Annotated in this window: 7 protein-coding genes; all 7 read right to left on the reverse strand. The window is 62.0% G+C overall.

Features of this window, described 5'->3' with window-relative positions:
- Nucleotides 1–409: 409 nt before the first annotated feature.
- Complete coding sequence (locus V8J83_RS04860) at nt 410–10,840, reverse strand: CLIPPER-2 domain-containing protein (RefSeq protein ID WP_339984034.1); 10,431 nt, start codon at nt 10,838–10,840, stop codon at nt 410–412.
- A gap of 68 nt (nt 10,841–10,908) precedes the next feature.
- Complete coding sequence (locus V8J83_RS04865; protein WP_339984036.1) at nt 10,909–14,460, reverse strand: RHS repeat domain-containing protein; 3,552 nt, start codon at nt 14,458–14,460, stop codon at nt 10,909–10,911.
- 282 nt (nt 14,461–14,742) lie between these two features.
- Nucleotides 14,743–15,258 carry a site-specific integrase gene (locus V8J83_RS04870; RefSeq protein WP_339984038.1) on the reverse strand — a complete coding sequence of 172 codons (516 nt, stop codon included), beginning with the start codon at nt 15,256–15,258 and terminating at the stop codon, nt 14,743–14,745.
- A gap of 20 nt (nt 15,259–15,278) precedes the next feature.
- Nucleotides 15,279–15,767, reverse strand: a complete 489-nt coding sequence (locus V8J83_RS04875; RefSeq protein ID WP_339984040.1) for a site-specific integrase — start codon at nt 15,765–15,767, stop codon at nt 15,279–15,281.
- Between the two features lie 51 nt (nt 15,768–15,818).
- A complete protein-coding gene (locus tag V8J83_RS04880) occupies nt 15,819–16,217 on the reverse strand; it encodes a helix-turn-helix domain-containing protein (RefSeq protein ID WP_339984042.1) in 399 nt (132 codons plus the stop codon).
- A gap of 23 nt (nt 16,218–16,240) precedes the next feature.
- Complete coding sequence (locus V8J83_RS04885; protein WP_339984044.1) at nt 16,241–16,450, reverse strand: MerR family transcriptional regulator; 210 nt, start codon at nt 16,448–16,450, stop codon at nt 16,241–16,243.
- A gap of 95 nt (nt 16,451–16,545) precedes the next feature.
- Nucleotides 16,546–17,244 (reverse strand): hypothetical protein, encoded by a 699-nt coding sequence (locus V8J83_RS04890; protein ID WP_339984046.1) that lies wholly within the window; start codon nt 17,242–17,244, stop codon nt 16,546–16,548.
- Nucleotides 17,245–17,330 lie beyond the last annotated feature (86 nt).

The raw sequence follows: 17,330 nt of genomic DNA on the forward strand, positions 1-17,330 counted from the left end.
GGGCAAGATCGCCAGGCCATCAATGCCAATCGCAGGGCGAGCACACCCGCAGACGCGATGTGGTCAATCCTTGGGCAGTTTGCACCGATTTGGCATGCGGAACGATCAAATCCGCAAACCGGCGGCCGCCGCTTGCGGCCTGCGTCCTGGGGTCATCAACCCGGAAAAGGGAGGTGGCGGACAGGAAGTCCGCAAAATTTTTCAGGCAGCCAATTGTTTTCTATATGCTTTCATAAACAACACGCGACGCCATACCACGTTTCATACCACATAGGAGCCATCAATGAGTGGAAGTTCATGCGATGGAGAAAAAGAAGAACGCATTTAGCATCAAGTCTCTGCTACCTCGGATATAAGGTCGCGTCGCAGTCAAAACTGGATACTTCTTTCCAATGAGTTGTAAAACGACTCAGCGGGTTCGTCCTATGCTGGTGACGATGCGAAGTTCGTAGGGCGCGGCCCGGCGCCAACGCCGTTCAATCAGATCTTCCAGCATGCTCAAGTTACGCCGTGCGACTTCAAGACTTTCATCACCACGGAAGTAATCAAGCTCCAGAACCGACGGCCGCTCATCCATTACCTGCATCAGCCGGTCCACGCCGTCGAGGAGCGCCACGGTCGGGCGCCCCTCGGCATCGAAGGCCTCGGCCGTCAGGTCAATCTCGATCAACTGCCCAAAGGTAGCGCCGAAATTGAAAACGGTCATCGTGCCCGGTGTCACCCGCAGGATACGAGGGTTTTCAGTTGTAACGAAGAAGCCCGTGGGCAGGGTGCGGTCATCCAGTTCAAGCTGGAAGTTCGAGCCGATATCCTGTCGGGGCAGCGCGGCACAGGGCACAGAGAAGCGGCCGAATTCGTCCGTGGTTATGAGGGTGCCATCAACCATTACCAGCCGCACGCGCGGCAACCCTTCTTCGGTGCCTTCGTCAAAGACCCCGTCGAGATCGCGGTCGTCGAACACCCGCCCGATGATCTCGGCGCAATCAAACAATGCCTCTGCGCGGCGGGTCACGGTGGCGGAAGCCACGTTCGACAGGATCGAGCCATCGGCTGCCACGATGAAGGCGCGGTTGGTCAATTCGCCGCTTTCGCCGCCGGTGATACGGGCCTGCAATTCGATGGCGATCGTTTCACTGGGTCCGATGGTGACATTGGGCCACTGGAGCTGCCGCCCCGCGACGATCGGTGCCGGCGTGGCCGATCCGTTGAAGGTGGCGGTGCCGGGGGTGTATTCGAGCCCGGGCGGCAATTCATCGATCAGGGTCAACGCGCCTTCCGCCGTGGTCAGCCGGTTCTCGAAGGTCATCGTATAGGTAATCGTATCGCCCAGGATCGCGGTTTGCGGCGAGGCGACCTTGTTGGCGAACAGATCCGGTTCGGCGGTGATACCAGCAACAAAGGCGGTGGCGGTCACCGGCACCGTGATACGATCGGTCGTGACGGAAACGGTGTTCGGAGAGGCCGGGTTTCCGGTGGCGACGTCATAGCGGACCGTCAGAAGGATGGTGCCCCCCTCGCCCGGCGCCAGATCGACCGCACCGTCGAGCACTTCGGTATCGGTTGCCCCGTCATAAAGCCCGTTGCCCGATGCCCCGTTGAAATCGGTGACCGCCGGGGTATCGACATCCACCAGCGTGGCGGGCGCGACGAAGCCGGTCAGATCGTCGATCACCTGCAGCCCGGTCTGCGTGACGTTGCCGGTGTTCTCGATCTCGATCTCGAATTCGACTTGGGTGAGCGTGCCCCCGATGCGGATCGGCACACTGGCGGTCTTGCCGACGGCGAGTGCGTCGATCTGGGTTATCGGGGCCGGGGTTGGCGTGCTGCCATCGCCCAATCCGGTGTCAGAGACATCTACAACTGGCGCGCCGGTGGGCGAAGTGGCCTGGAACGTGGCGGAGTTCAGGACGCCGCCTGCGTCGATATCGGATTGCTGGATCGTGTAGATCACACGATAGACCGAGGTTGCACCGACGTTGAGGATGCCGGTGGTATCGCCGCTGATTTGCGTGATGCTGTCGGGCGTCAGCGCGGAGCCATCGAAATTCGTCAGATCCTCGGTGGTCAGTACCAGGTCACCGAGCGTGACATTGCCGCCGTTGGCGACGGCGATGTCATAGACGATGGTTTCGCCCACCGCATCGCCCGCCGAAACGAGGGACTTGATGACGTCGATGCCGGGATTGCGCGCGATCACAAGTTCGGTGGGATCGTCAGCGACATTGCCGTCGGCCAGATCGCCGTCACGCGAGACATCTTCGACCACGGGCCCTGTCGGCGGGGCACCTGAGACGGTGGCCGTGTTCGACAGGCCGCCAGCGTCGATATCGGCCTGCGTCAGCGTATAGCTTAGCGTCCAGGTCCAGGCCTCGCCGGGAGCGATGCCGGCGGCGTTGCCGGAGGTCAGGACCGGCGCGGGCACCGTGCCGCCCACGGGGGTGCCGTCGATCTGGGTCAGCGTATCGGCGACGGTGGGCGTGGTCAGCGTCACGTTGCCAGTGTTGCGCGCGGTGATCGTGAAAACAACCGTGTCGGTGGCCACAGCACCCGGTGTGGTGATGACCTTTTCGACCTCAAGCGACGGTTCACTGGTGATCTCGATCCGGGTCGGGTCGTCGGTGGTGTTGCCGTCCCCGTCGTCGCCATCGTCGGAAACGTCCGAGGCCAGATTGCCGAGCGCGTCGGCGGCGATTGCCGTCGCGGTGTTCTCGAACCCGCCGGCATTCACGTCGTCGAGCGTGATGGTGTAGGTGGCTGTATAGGTCCAGGTCTCACCCACATCGAGCAGGCCGTTGGCGGTGCCGCTTTCGACGGGCGCTGAGAGTGCGCCGATGGGGCCACCCGGCGATCCGTCCAGACGGGTCATCGTGTCGTTGATAGTGGGGGGCTGCAGGGTGACGGTGCCGGTGTTCACGACCGTGAAAGTGTAGGTAACCGTTCCACCGTCGCCGAGGAAATCCACCGCGCTGGTCTTGCTCAGTTCCAGAGCCGGGGCGGGCGTGGGACCGGGCGTGGTGATCGTTGCGTTGGCCGGGGCCGCCGCGCCGCGCGTGGCGGTCGCGTTGACCGTGGCGGTGTTGGTGATCTGCGCAGCGTCGACATCGGGCTGCGTCACGGTATAGCTGAGCGTGCAGCTTGAATTGGTCTGGCCCGGAGCGAGGTCCGGCACGGGGCAGCTGTAGCCGGGATCTATTGGGTCAGTCACCACAATATTGGTCAGCGTGACATTGCCCGTATTGGTGACGGTGAAGGTGTAAAGCACGTCGCCACCTAACGGACCAAAGGGATCGGGCGACGCTGACTTTGCCAAGTTTATCAACGGGTTGGCGGCTGGCATTGCAACTGTTTCGCCATCGGTTCCGCTGATCGAGCCGCCCGCCGGTATGGTGGCGTTGGCCGTGGCGGTATTAACCACGGAGCCCGCGTCGATATCGGCCTGCGTGACGGTGTAATTCTCGGAACAGATGAGGTTTGCACCGGGGGCTAGGCTTGCCACGGTGCAGGTGAGCCCCGGCAAGAGCGGGTCGGTGACCGTAACGTTGGTCAGGGTCTGGTTCCCAGTATTCTGAACCTCGAACTCGTAGGTGATCGACTGCCCCACGGCGGTGATCGGTGCGCTGATGACGCGCTTGTCGAAGGTCAGTTGCGGGTCGGTCGCGGCGTTCGCGGTCTCGGTATCAGCGGGCGAGTTGTAAACGGTCGGGATCAAGCCGAATTCGGTCGATGCGACGGCGGAATTGTCGACCAAGCCCGCATCGAGATCGGCCTGGGTGATAACATATTCGCCGCTACACGTCGCACTTTCGCCGCTTTGGAAATCCTCATCCGTGCCGGGGATGCGTGTCCAACAGGTGATCGGACTTGCGGGCAGGAGCGCATCGACCACGGTGATATCCCCAACAAAGGCCCGAGTGCCCGTGTTGGTCACCGTGAAGTCGTAGATCAGCGTGTCACCCACCTCGGCGAACTCGAGTGTGGCCCGCGGCGTGCCGGAAGGGTCTTCGACCGTGCCAAGGGTCTTGTCGATGGTCAGGGCGGGCACCGCGCCGTTCGGCACCGCCTCGCTCGCGGGGGGCGAGGTTGTCGCGCCGGAGGTGGCGGTCGCGTTGTTGACGACCGATCCGACATCCACATCATCGCCCGTCACCTCGTAGCTGCTGGTGCAAACATATTGCGCCGTGGGCGCGATGCCTGCCGCCGGAAAGACGGGACAGGTTATCCCCGATGCGGGGATGCGGTCATCGGTGATGGCGATCGGATCGGTCAGCGTGACATTGCCGGTGTTGGTGACCGTGTAGGTATAGGTGACGATGGCGCCGACAATGAAATCGACCGGATCAATCGGGTCCGCCACTTTCAGAAGACTCATGGCGGGCTGCGCATCGGCGGGCACCGTGACGCCGTCGGCGGCGCTACTGACGGGTGTGCCGTTGAACAACGAACTTGCCGTGGCCGAATTGGTGACCGCGCCCGCATCAAGGTCGGGCTGCGTCACCACATAGCTGCCAGAACAGGTGATCGTTGCCCCCGGCGCCACCGGCCCGGCGGGGCAGATCACGCTGCCCCCTGCCCCGATGATCAGCGGGTCGTCGATGACAATCGGCTCGGTCAGGGTGGTGTTGCCGGTGTTCGTCACATCGAATTCGAACCCCAGCACATCCCCCACCGCATCAAACGTCGGCCCGCCCGAGGCCAGGCGCTTGTCGAGGGTCAGGCCAAGGGATGGCGTGATTTCCTGCACCGTCGGATCGCTGGCCCCGATGCCGTCATTGTCAGACACATCGTTGATTGGAGCGCCATTGGGCGGCGTGCCGGTTGCGGTGGCGGTGTTCTGGATGCCGCCCGCGTCGACGTCCTCCTGCGTCAGGGTGTAGGTGACCGAATAGGTGGCCGTCTCGCCCGGCACCAGCGTTCCGGAGGGAGAGCCGCCACCGGACCCGGTGAAGATCGGCCCGTTGAGCGCGCCGGTCGCGGCGCTGCCATCCAGGCGGGTGACGGTGTCCGAGGCGATCCCGACGCCGGTCAGGGTGACGTTGCCGGTGTTCTGGACGGCAATTTCAAAGACCACTTGCCCGTTCACGATCGTTGCGGGAGTTGCGACGGTCTTGATCACCTCAATCGCGGGTGCGGCCGGGATCTGCACAAGCGTCGGCGCGTCGCCAGTGGGCGAACTGTCGTCAGAAACGTCAGACGTCGGTGTGCCCGAGGGGTCGAGCGCCTCGGCCAGGACCGAGTTCGAGATGCCGCCAGCATTCACATCGTCCTGCGTCAGCGTATAGATCAGGCTGTATTCCCAGACCTCGCCCACGTCGAGTTCGCCCAAGGTGCCGGTGTCGGCAATCGGGCCCGTGGGCGTCGGCGTTGCAATCAGCGTGCCATCAAGGCGGCGCAGCGTGTCGGTCAGCGTAACGGTATCGAGCGTGACGTTCCCGGTGTTCTGCACCCGGATGCGGAAGGTGACGTCGGTGCCTGCCACAAGCGTTGCAGGCAGATTGGGCACATCCTTCAGGACCACAAGCGCGGGCGCCGCCCCCGACACATCAACCGTGGCAGACGCCGTATCGCTTGGCGCGGTTACGCCGGCGGGGGGCGTCGCGGTGGCAGAGACAAGGTTGGTCAATGCCGCCCCCGCATCGACATCGGCCTGCGTCACCTCGTATTGCGCGGTCAGGGTCGCGCTGTCGAGCGGATCAAGCGACAGGACGACGCCGCCGTCCGAAATCGCCAGCGGTCCAGTGCCCGAGGCGGACGTATGCTGATCGTCGAGCACGATATTGTCGAGGGTCACGTTGCCGGTGTTTGTCACGACATAGGTGTAAGTGATGATGTCACCGACTGCGGCGCTCGTGGTGATCGAGGGGGTCTTGGTGATCTCGATCGAGGCGTTTTGCACCGCGGGGACGGTGGCGCCTGCGCTGGCCCGCAAGGGGGTGCCGGGATTGGTGGGATCGTCGATCTCGACGGCGGCCAGATTGGTGACCGCGCCCGCATCTACGTCGCCCTGCGTGGTCTGGTATGTGCCGGTGCAGTCCAACGTATCGGTGGGCTCCAGCCCGCCCGCGGGCACCGGATCACAGGTCAGGCCGGTGGGAATGCGGTCATCGGTCAGCACGGGTGCGGCCGTCAGGGTGACGTTGCCCGTGTTGGTGATGGTGTAGGTGTAGGTGATCGTCTGGTTCGCCCCGGTGAAATTTGCGACACCGGGTATCTTGGTCAGCGCGATGGACGGCGTCTGTTCCGCCGGGATCGTCACCGATGCGGTCGAGGTCAGCTGCGTGCCCGCGTCCAACGGATTGGGCAGTGAGGCCGTGGCGGTATTGGTGATGGACCCGGCGTCTATATCTTCCTGCTGCGCCTCGTAGGTGGCCGAGCAGGTGACCGTGTCGCCCGGCAGAAGCCCGCCCGGCGGCAGGGCATTACAGCTGAGCCCGGTGACCTGCGGGTCATTGATGCTGGGTGTGCCGGTCAGGGTGATGTTGCCAGTATTCTCGATCTCGAACGTATAGGTGAGCGTTTGCAGCGCGGCGTTGTAGCTGCTGAGATCAACGGTTTTCGTCAGCGTGATCTCCGGCGTCCGGGTCGGCCCCGTTGTCGTGAGTGCGCCGGTTTGGGTCACCTGCCCCGCGCCGGAAGACGGCACCGGAGTTGCAACGCCGGTCGCGACATTGTCGATCTGGCCCGCATCCACATCGCCCTGCTCGACGGTATATTCGAACCGGCAAGTGTCGTCGCTTTGCCCCGGCTCCAGCGTGCCGACCGTGCAGGTGCCGGGCACCAGGCTGTCGGTGACATCGACGCCACTGAGCGTCACGTTGCCGGCGTTGCGCACTTCGATCGTGAAGCTGACGACGTCGCCCTCGGCGGTATAAGCGGGTGTAGCACTTCCGGAGGTGAGGGTCTTGATAACCTCGATATTCGGCGTGGGGGTCGCCAGCGGATGCGTGTCGGTCCCGGTGCCCGAGACCGGGCTGCCATCAGGACTAAGCCCGGTGGCGGTGGCCGTGTTGGTCAGACTCTGCTGATCGAAATCATCCTGCGTGACCGTGTAATCGCCGGTACAAATCAGCGCTTCGCCCGGTTGAAGCGTCACACTGGCCGCGGCAGGCGCGGAGTTGACGGTGCAACTCAGGCTGGGGATCAGCGGATCGTTGAGGCTGACATCGGTCAACGTCTGGTTGCCGGTGTTCGTCGCAGACAGCGTATAGGTCAACGTATCGCCCGCCGAGGCCGGGTCCGGTCCGGCGGTCACATCCTTGGCAACGGTCAATTCAGGCGCGGTTACCGCTGTCACGGTTTCGCTGTCGGCCGGGGAATTATAGGTGCTGACCCCCTCGCCCGGGGCGTTGTATTCGACCGAGGCAAAGGCCGTGTTGACAACTTCGCCCGCATCCAGATCGGCTTGCGTGACGACATATTCCCCGGTGCAGGTCGCCACTTCACCCGGCTGGAAATCCGGATCGGCGCCCGTTGGCGTGAAACAGGTGATTGGGTTCGGCGTCAGCATCGGGTCGGTCACAGTGACCGGACGGACAAAGGCGCGGGTGCCGTTGTTGGTTACCGTGAAGGTAAAGGTCAGCACATCGCCGACATCATTAAACTGCAGTCCGCTTGCCGTGCCACCCAGCGGGTCGGCAATCGACGTGATCGCCTTGGCCACATCAAGGGCGGGCGCGCCGCCCGAGGGCACGGTTTCAGTGACGGGCGGCGAGGTGGTGCCACCCGACGTGGCGGTGGCATTGTTCACGACCGTGCCAATGAAGACGTCATTCGCAGTGACGGTATAGTCGCCGGTGCAAGTCAGCGTATCGGTCGGCTGCAGCCCGCCGGGCGGCAGGGTGGGGCAATTCACCGTCGGAATGCGGTCATCGGTAATGGTCACCGGATCGGTCAGCGTCACATTGCCCGCATTGGTCACCACATAGGTATAGGTGATCGTGCTGCCGACGGTCAGGACCGTGCCACCCGGCGCGGTCTTGGTCATTGCGAGCGCCGGGTTCTGCTGTGCAAAAGCCGTCTCGGTGCCGGGCGTCGCCGTATTGACGGGCGTGCCGTCGAAGGTTGTCGCGGCGCTGGCGGAATTGGCAAACCTGCCGGCATCGAGGTCGGGCTGCGTCACGGCATAGGTCACAGTACAACTCACGCTGTCGCCGGGTGCCAAGCTGACCGGGCCACCGGCGGGGCACGCGACCGTGGCGCCAATATCGGTATCGGTGACCGTGATCGCATCGGTCAGCGTCACGTTACCGGTGTTCGTGACCGTGAAGGTAAAGGTCAGGACATCGCCGACGTCATCGAAGGTCAGGGTCGGCTGGATACCACCGCCCACATCGGTGACCGAGGTGAGGTCCTTGGCAATCGCAATGGCAGGGGCCGCAGCGGCATTGGCAGTCGCGGTGTCCTGTGGCGAGGTCTCGGTGACGGTGGAGCCGTTGGCCAGCGTTTGCGTGACGCTGGCCGAAGCCAGGTTGGTGACGCTGCCCGCATCCAGATCGCCTTGCGTGACGGCATATTGGGCGGTGCAGGTCAGGGTCGCCGACGGCGCCAAGCCGCCCGCAGGGAGAACCGGGCAAGACACGCTGGTCAGATTGTCGGCCACAGTGATCGGCTGTGTAATCGTGATGTTGCCCGCGTTGGTGACCACAAAGCTGTAGCTAATGATATCGCCGACGGCCGTATAATTGTCGCCTGCGGTTATGCTCTTGGCCACGGTGAGTTCCAGCGCTTGCGCCGGTCCGTCGATGGTCAGGGTGTCGTCATCGCTGATCGCTGCGCCTTGCGTGGTTTCGCCCGTGACACTGACCGTGTTCTCGTAGGTTGCGGCGTCGACGAGAGCTTGGGTGATGGTTAGATCGGCATTCAACGGGTCGCCATTGGCGCAGGTCGTCGTGCTGCCGTTAGGGGCGAGATCGGCGAGAGCACAGGAAAACCCGAGGTCTGGATCGCTGAGCGTCAGGTTTGTCAGCGTCACGTCACCGTCGTTGAACACCTCGAAGGTGAAGGTTTCGATTTCATTGACCGGTCCGAAAACGCCATCCGCGCCCTCGTCGGTCTTTTCCACGCGCAAGGCCGCCACTTCAGCGGGCCCTGTCACCGTTGCGGTGGCGCTTTGTTCGGGCAAGGCGGCACCCCCAGCCCCATCGGCATTGGTGGTGGCGGTGTTCACGATTTCGCCGCGGTCGATATCGGCCTGCGTGACGTTGTAGGTGAAGCTGCAGGTTGTGTCGTCTGTCACACCGGGCGCAAGCGACGCGATGGTGCAATTCACTGCCGGATCAAAGAATGGATCGGCAACAACGATATCGGTGATAGTGACATTGCCCGTGTTCTCCACCGAAAGGGTGAAAACAATCGGATCGGCGACAGCGGCAAAGGTGCTGACATCGGTGGTCTTGGTGAAGGCGAAACTGTCGTCCTGATCGACGGGAATACTGGCCGTGTCGCTTTCGACGGTGGCACCCGTCTCGGCGGTGCTGACCGCGACGGTATTCACCAGGGGGCCACCGCCGTCGATATCGCCCTGCTCGACCGTGTAGGACACTGTGTAGCTCCAGGTCTCGCCCACATCGATGCGGCCCGGTTGATCGCGGCCGTCCGTGCCACCGCCCTCGACCGGTCCGGTCAGGGTTGCGGTGCTGCCGTTGGGCAGCGTGTCGACGATGTTGATCCCGGTCAGGGGGATATCGCCGGCATTTTCGACCTCGATCACGTAATCGACGACTTCGCCTTCTTCGGCGGCGACGGCCGCGCCCGAGACGCGCCGTTTATCGACCGTGAACCCGACGTCGCCGGTCACGTCGATGGTAACGGTCGCGGTCGCGGTCAGGCCCGCGGGGTCGGTCACGGTATAGGTGAACGTGTCGGTGCCAATGAAATAGACGTCGGGCGTATAGCTGAACGTGCCATCGGGGTTGAGCATCAGGGTGCCGTCGGATGGCCCTGTGTCGGGGCCTGCCACGTTCAGGTCGCCACCGTCGGGGTCGTTATCGATGCCGTTGCCGTTGTCGGCAGTCACATCCCCGGTTATGGCGACATTAACCGGCGTGGTGAAGTCATCGTCCTGCGCCAGGGGCGGCAGGTTCGGGAAATTCGCCAGCGAACACGAAAAGCCGTCGTTGTTGCCCGAGGGGACGCCAACGCCCACCTGCACGGCGCGTGGGGCATTTGTGTCGTAATCGAAGATTTCGAACAGAAGGCCCGTGTTGTTGTTAAAGGTAAAGAGCCGCCCCGACAGGTCGGTCCAGGTCGCACCGTAACCGCCACCGGGCAGGCCACCGGACACGTTCAGCCGCGTTTTCTGCAAGGTGGTCAGGTTGTAGACATACATCTGGCTGCCGCTGAACCCGATCAGGCGGTCGCCACCCCCGGGGATGAACGCGACATCGGCAGGGCCGCCGCCGGAGCCGGTAAAGTTGAGCGTCGTTATGACGCCCGTGGCCAGATCGAGCCGGTCGTAGCGATTGTTGTTGCGGCGCAGATAGAAGTTGTTCGATCGGTCCAGATCGCCGGAGAAGGTCGAGAAGCCGACATTGAACACGATTTCGGTTTCGCCATCCGAGCCGATGCGGATGATGTTGCCGCCCTGCGAAGCATAAGCGTAATTGTCGACGACATTGAAGCCGGTGGCGTTGTAGCTGCCCTGGTTGGTGCCGATGTTGGTATAGGTCGAGGTGATCGGGTCAAAGATCCGCAATTGCCCGGACTGCACCTGATAGATGTCACCGGAGCAGCCGAAGGTCGGCAAAGTGGATTGCGCCTGCGCCGCATCGCCAAGCCCAAAGACCCCTGCACAGGCAACCGCCATCCCAAACAGCGATGCCTTGATCCGTGCAATCCTGACCATCCGGTTCAAACTCCCCTGCGCGGCGCCTGTTTGCCGGTGCGCGCGTCTTTCGTCGCATTTGGCCTGCCCTAGAAGCTGGCCGTCAGATTGATGAACAGCCCCTGATCATCCCGCACCAGGTCGGTCAGATCGTCCGAGAAGCTGCCAAAGTTGTAGCCAACGCCAAGGCTGATCCCGTTGCCCATCTGCCGGGACACAGCGCCCAGTACACCCATATCCGTGCCGCCCGCCTGCACCGTATGCAGCGCGCGCCATTCCACCAGCGCGTCCCAGTTGTGCAGCAGGTGATAGCGGGCGTTCAGGACCGAAAGGATCGCGTCATTCTGGGTGAAGGGATCGGTTTCGGTGGCCGCCGCCTCGGTCAGGCGGAACCCAACCCGCGCGCCAAGCCGCCAATGATCGTCCAGCAGGTAATTGGCATCTGCGGAAAAGACATGGCTGCGCTGGCGCGGACCAAGTTCATCAGTGTCGTTGAGGCGTTGACCAACATCATCAAACAGATACCGATAGCGCACCAAAACGTTCAGGCGGTCATTGTCGGTGGGCCGGAACGCATAACCCACGGTGGCATCCACAAAACTGCCGTCGAGGATCGAGCTTTCGTCTGTGTCGGTGTCGATCCCCTCAAAGGAATAAACTAGCCGTTCGTGTTCGTTGATGAGGTAGCGGCCATCGAGGGTGAAGGCGATGGTCTCGCTGTCGAGCGCCGCGCCCGACCGCAGGCCGGTTTCCATGCGGTGTTCCAGGCGTGCCGCCGTGGTCAGGGTCTCGTCCTCGTAGCGGACGCCAAGGCTGATCGCTGTTCGGTCAAAGTCGTTGTCGAACCGGTCATCGACCGACCCGAATTCAAGGGCGCCGGTATAGCTGAGGAATTCAGTTGTCTGATACGTCAGCCCGTAGGCCGTGGTAAGCGCATTGTAGCGCCCGAACATGTCATATGTGTTTTCGCCGAAATAGGTGAGTTGGTCGTTCACCTGCCGCCGCATCCCGGCCACAAAGCGCCCGTTGTCGCGGCCATCAAGCGTCACACCCGGCAGCGTCTGCCCGGGATCAAGCTCGTATCCGAAATACGAGGTCGATCCGTCGCCATTGTCGTAGGAAAACCGCAACAAGCCGCCCGGCCCCATGGCGCCTGCGGAAATCTCGCCCGCGACTTGCCATCCGTTATCGAAATCATAGGTGGCCCCGACACCCAGCCGGTCGTTGTCTTCCAGTCCTTCGGTTTCGATGGAGGCCTGTCCGAACAGGTAGACTTCGGAGTCGGCGGTATAGGCATAGGTCAAGCGCGCGCCGATATCTGTGCGCCGCCCCTGTTCCCCCACCGATGCCGCGCGGTCCCGGTCCAGGTGTTCAAGCCCCAGACCCAGCGTGTAGCGATCGTTCAGGGCAAAGGACACCTCGCCCTCGGCCCGCCGGTCATGTTCGCCAACGGCATTGGCGTAATCGTCGTAGCTGATGGAATAGCTCAGGCCCTCGCGCGGCGTCCCCTCGATAGACGCGCCCAAAAGCCGTTCGTCCCCGGTGGCCGAAGTGACCGAGTAGTCGAGGCTTGAAAAGCCTTCTTGCCGATCTTCGAAGTAAAGGCCGATCACCCCCTCGCCCGGCAGGCCCATATCGGCAAAATCCAGTCGGGCAACGGCCCTTACCGCCGCGCCTGACCCGGCATTCGGGCCGACAGCGTCGAAGATCAGGCCGCCATCGGCTGAAAAGGTCGATCCGAACCCCGGCCCATCACTTTCAGCATATTCGAGTGTCACATGGCTGTTCTCGCCAATGCGCCATTCGACATCGGCGCCAAGCGCCGTTTGATCGGCGGCCCCGGTGCGTTCGACCATGCCCGACGCGCCCATCCGGACGTCATCGGTGATCCAGCCTTCGATCCTGCCCCCAACCGAATAGCCGTCGGCATCGACCAGGGTGGGCGTGTATTCATATTGCGCCACCAGCCGCAATTCCGGCGCATCACCAGGCGTCGCAATCACGCCCGCGTCGGCGACGCGGCTGGCAAGCGGTTCGGACAGGGTGACGATGCCCTGCAAGTAATTGATCGAATAATCGACACCGGGTGCCAGGCGCACGATGTCGATGACGCGGCCAGTCACCGGATCACGCACCTCGATGCTGAGCACTTCGGTCGCAACGCCGATATCCTGTCGTTGCAGCACATAAACCGACCCGCCGGTGCCCAGGAACACATCCCGCTGCGGAAGCATGTCGGGGCTTGCTGCATAGGCCGTGACGCTGACGCGCGCCTCCCCGCGTGCGGTGGTATCACTAGTGGCCCAATAGGCCTGCGCGCCGTAAAGGGAACGGTCGTTGCGCACTAGGGTGCTGCCGTCGATATCCGCTTCAAAATCACCCCATACAAAGTGGTTGCCGTCCCGCTCGATCCGCAGGTAAAGGCGGCCCGAGGTGGGGGTATTGTCGATCACGGTCGAGTCGTCGCCATAGGTCGGATAAAGGTCATCGGGGTCGATCCGCTGCACGGTCGCACGCGGATCACGCTCTTCCAGCCTGCGGAAAATATCCTCGATCTCGCCTTCACCGGTATCTGCCTGCGCCGTGATCTCGTATCCGGTCGCGGTGCGTCCATCGATGTAGAAGGCCAGCCGCGCGGAATTCCACGTCTCGGACCCTTCCCCTTCGACCTCGCGCCACCCGACTGTCAGATCGGCAAGCCCCGTCGTGAACCATTCGGCGCGGGGAATTTCGATGTCGCGAACTAGGTCGACCGCCTGACCCGGGCCAACGACGTTGACGTCGATGCCGTATTCCCCGGGCGGCAGGATGCGCTGCAAGACAAACCCACCCGATCCGTCGGGCTGCACGACCTCTCCAAGCGCTGCAACCCGCGCGCCGGGCACGATGGACGACCCACGTACGGTCACCGCCCCGCCATGGACCGGAATACGGGACCGCGCCGTCAGGTCAGAGCCGTCTTCGACGCCATCGGCCAACGGTCGGCGATCCGCCTCACTCAGAAGCACAGGATAGGTTTCGTTGAACCGTCCCTCGACGTCATAGACCCGATGCACCACGGCAATGCTGTCGCCTTCGGGCACCGTGATGGTCACCGTCCCATTGGCCTCAGTGGGAATGACCTCAAGTGTGCGGGGGCCGCCCGTCGCCGCCAGATCAAGCAGACGCACCTCGCTGCGCGCAATGAAGGCGGGATAGTTGGTGGCCGATTGTAGAACGCCCCGATCGCCGGTGACGCGGGCCCGCGGTTCGCCCACAACCTCGAGGTCCAGCCTCGGGCGCGCGCCCAATCCGTCAAACACCACCTCGATATCGGCATCGGCCAGCCGCACGTCGGTGCGACGCACAATGTCGCGCACCTCATCATCGCCTTCGAGCACGTTCCCGTCGACGGAAATGACAAACCCGGTCGGCGCGTCGGCCACACTTGGTCCCGGACGGGAAATGGCAGGTACGCAGACACCGTCCACGATCCGCGCGTCACCCATACAGGATTGTGCAATGGCACCCGACACCGGCACCACAGAGGCCGCCAACGCCGCAAGAAGGGCCTTGCCACCGACGGACTGCGCCATCGGCGTTTCGGGCTGCGTGAGCGGACCCGGATTTGCCACGCTGTTTGAAGCGTTCACCTGCTTCACACTGACCTCCCGTCAGCCGAATGATCGCCACTCGGGCGCCACCCAATTTTTTTCATGTCGTGGTGTTGGCCGCACCTTATACAAGGCTGAGTATTCAACTAGTGCCACGCAGCACTTACCGGTAGTGCGCTTGGCAACTGTGCTTGACCCGCAACACCCATGACCAGTGTACACCGATCGACAGCCGCCAAGACGCCAAACCGTATCAAGATAATTGGTTGAGTGGTTCTTAAGGAGCTGTACTGAACCATAGCCGCCACTCACTGTATTACATATTCACCGTTAGCGTCCGCAGCTCATGCCCGAGATCACCTCTCCTTGGCGCTCTCTACTTACAGGCAGATAGCTATTGGTCGTGGTGGCGAGATGAGCGTGCCCCAAGTTCATCGACCACGCCTTGTGCTGTTCCATCGACCTACAAATTCCATCCCCATACCGCACCAGCGTCTTGCGGAACGCATGCGGCGTAAAAGGGGGCATCTGAACCCGTCGAAACGCCGCCTTGATGATTGCGTTGAGCGGTGCGCCAGATGAATAGCCTTCTCGCGCAAATCCGACCTTGGCGAACCGCTTGTCCACCATGCCCATCTTCGCCTTCGGAAACACCGCGTCCACATCCCCTAACAACTCGACCTCGCGCAGATTGGTGACCCACCGCTCGAAATACTCACGATAGAGCGGATCGACGGGGAAAAACCATGTGTCGATAAGCTTGCCGTTCTTTGCCGCAACATCGCGCGGATCCTGGAATACGTGACCGTCAAACAGATTCACGTGCTTCAGAAGCAGGCTCGCCACCGCCCCGTCCCGCGCCCCTGTCAGCATAAAGAAGGCAAACACGCTTTATCCCGCCGCTGATACTTATCACCCTCCGGCATAGCCTGAAACGCTTGAAGCGCCTGCTCCATCGATGGATAGGGCACGGGCCGCCGTGCATGTGCCACCCGCCCGCCCTTACGTGAGTTATTGAAATAGGCAGCGTCCGAATAAGTGATCCGCGACTTATACCCCGGCTGGTCAGCCAGCCATTTCACGAAGCCTTTCACATAAGCCAGCGTCGTATCCACCGTAGAGGGCGACAGGGGCTTCTTGGTCCGCTTGTTCCGCGATTTAGCGAGGTGCGCTTTGAACCTCTCTCCCCAGCCGCGATGAAACTGCTTGAAATCCTTCCCGCCAACCGCTTTCTCGAATTCCGTCAGCGCCGCAGCGACTTTATCCAGCGTCTTTTCATCCTTACCGTCTGCCTGCTTAAGCCAATCCAGATACTTATGCTTCATCCGCACGTTCGATGCGTGTTTTCCGGGCATGTTCTGCGCCTCCTTTGAAGTGATCATTTGAGTTGAACGGAAAAGGTTCGCTTAGGCGTCTTCCTGCATGTTGGGCGCGAAGCCGTATTTCACGCCCCATTTGCGAAGATCAGATCGCTTGATGATCCGTCGGGTTACCCGTTCACAGGTCGGGCAGATCGCCATGATCCGGTCGCGCTTGGCATCCATAGGCTCTGCATCGACGAGGCCCGGTTGCGGCGTCCGCGCGGTCTGGCACCCTAGGCAATAGACCTCGAATGGCTGCAGCCGGGTTTTCTTCCGGGCCAGCTTCTCGGCATGGAATTCGAGAAAGTCGTGGCCAACGATCAGGAAGGGCCGCATGTCCGTCAGGCAGGGCAAGCCCAGCTTGCACCACCGCCGAACCGTGCCCACCGTCACCTCCAGAAGATCGGCAAGTTGCTGGATCGTGTAGATGCGATGGATTTTCACGCGTCGCGCCTGCACCCGCGCCATCAGCCACCCCCCCGCTCAGGATCGACCCGCTGGGCATCAGCCCATGTGTTCAGGTCTTCTCCCCGATAGACGATCTTGCGCCCAAGCCTGTAGAATGCCGGGCCGGTGCCCTTGTGCCGCCACTGCGCCAGTTTCTCTCGCGGGCCGATGACGTCCAGTTCAGGATCGCCCAGGACGTAGTTGCGGTTTTGCTCGAATAGATATGCCATGATGTGCCTCATGTAGTGAATGTGAGGCCATCAATTCCTATTGGAGGTGGTCTGTTAAGAACGAAGGGAACGCCAAAAATAGCGGTGCATAAGTCCTATCCATCCGGGTCTTTTTCTGGCGATTGGGTCCCCTCGTCTGGCAGTATGCCCAATATGCCGCCCATCTGCCTTGGAGGGCCACCAACCCCAAATCCGTATACCAAGTCATTCAGTGCATTTCTCGGCTCTTGGAAATCGGCATCGGTTAGTTGCGACAGCGCCCACTCGGCAGGCCGTCGCACGTCTCCCTTGATTTCGAGCAATTCGAAAATGTCTTCCAATGCGCGTCCAAAATCCGTGGATGGATGATTTCCATCGCGGGCTGTGCCAAAGGTCGGGCGCTTACCGGTGTTTCTGGCAATTGCCTGCGAAAAGCGAAGCGCAATGATCCTCGCGAAATGGTTTGGCGGGCGGTGTGACTGGCTCCAATACTCAAGCCGCTGCGCCTCAAGGTGTTGAAGACGTTGATCTATCGCCCGCTCAAAGTCGAAAGCCAAGAACACGGTGCAAAGAGATTGACCTTGCCGCGCCGCCATGGATCGAAGCAATTCATAGGGGTCTTGGAACGGGCCAGCATTACTCCCTTTCCTCGCCTCCTGGTCGAGAGCTTCAACGATAGCATGCACCCGCTCCTGGGCCGCTTCACCTTCTTTACCCGCCAACCGTCGCATTACGGCAATCATCGCGCCACAGGCATCTTTCAACGCGTGAAGTTCGCTGACCTCGGCATCGAAGTCCCGCTTGTTCTCGTGCAAGACCGGGCAATCAATCTCGAAGGGACGTACCTCATACGCAAGAAGGTAACGTCACTCAGGTCGCGGATAAAATTGCTCTGCGATTT

This window comes from Gymnodinialimonas ulvae, assembly GCF_037543845.1.
GTDB classification, from domain to species: Bacteria; Pseudomonadota; Alphaproteobacteria; order Rhodobacterales; family Rhodobacteraceae; genus Gymnodinialimonas; species Gymnodinialimonas ulvae.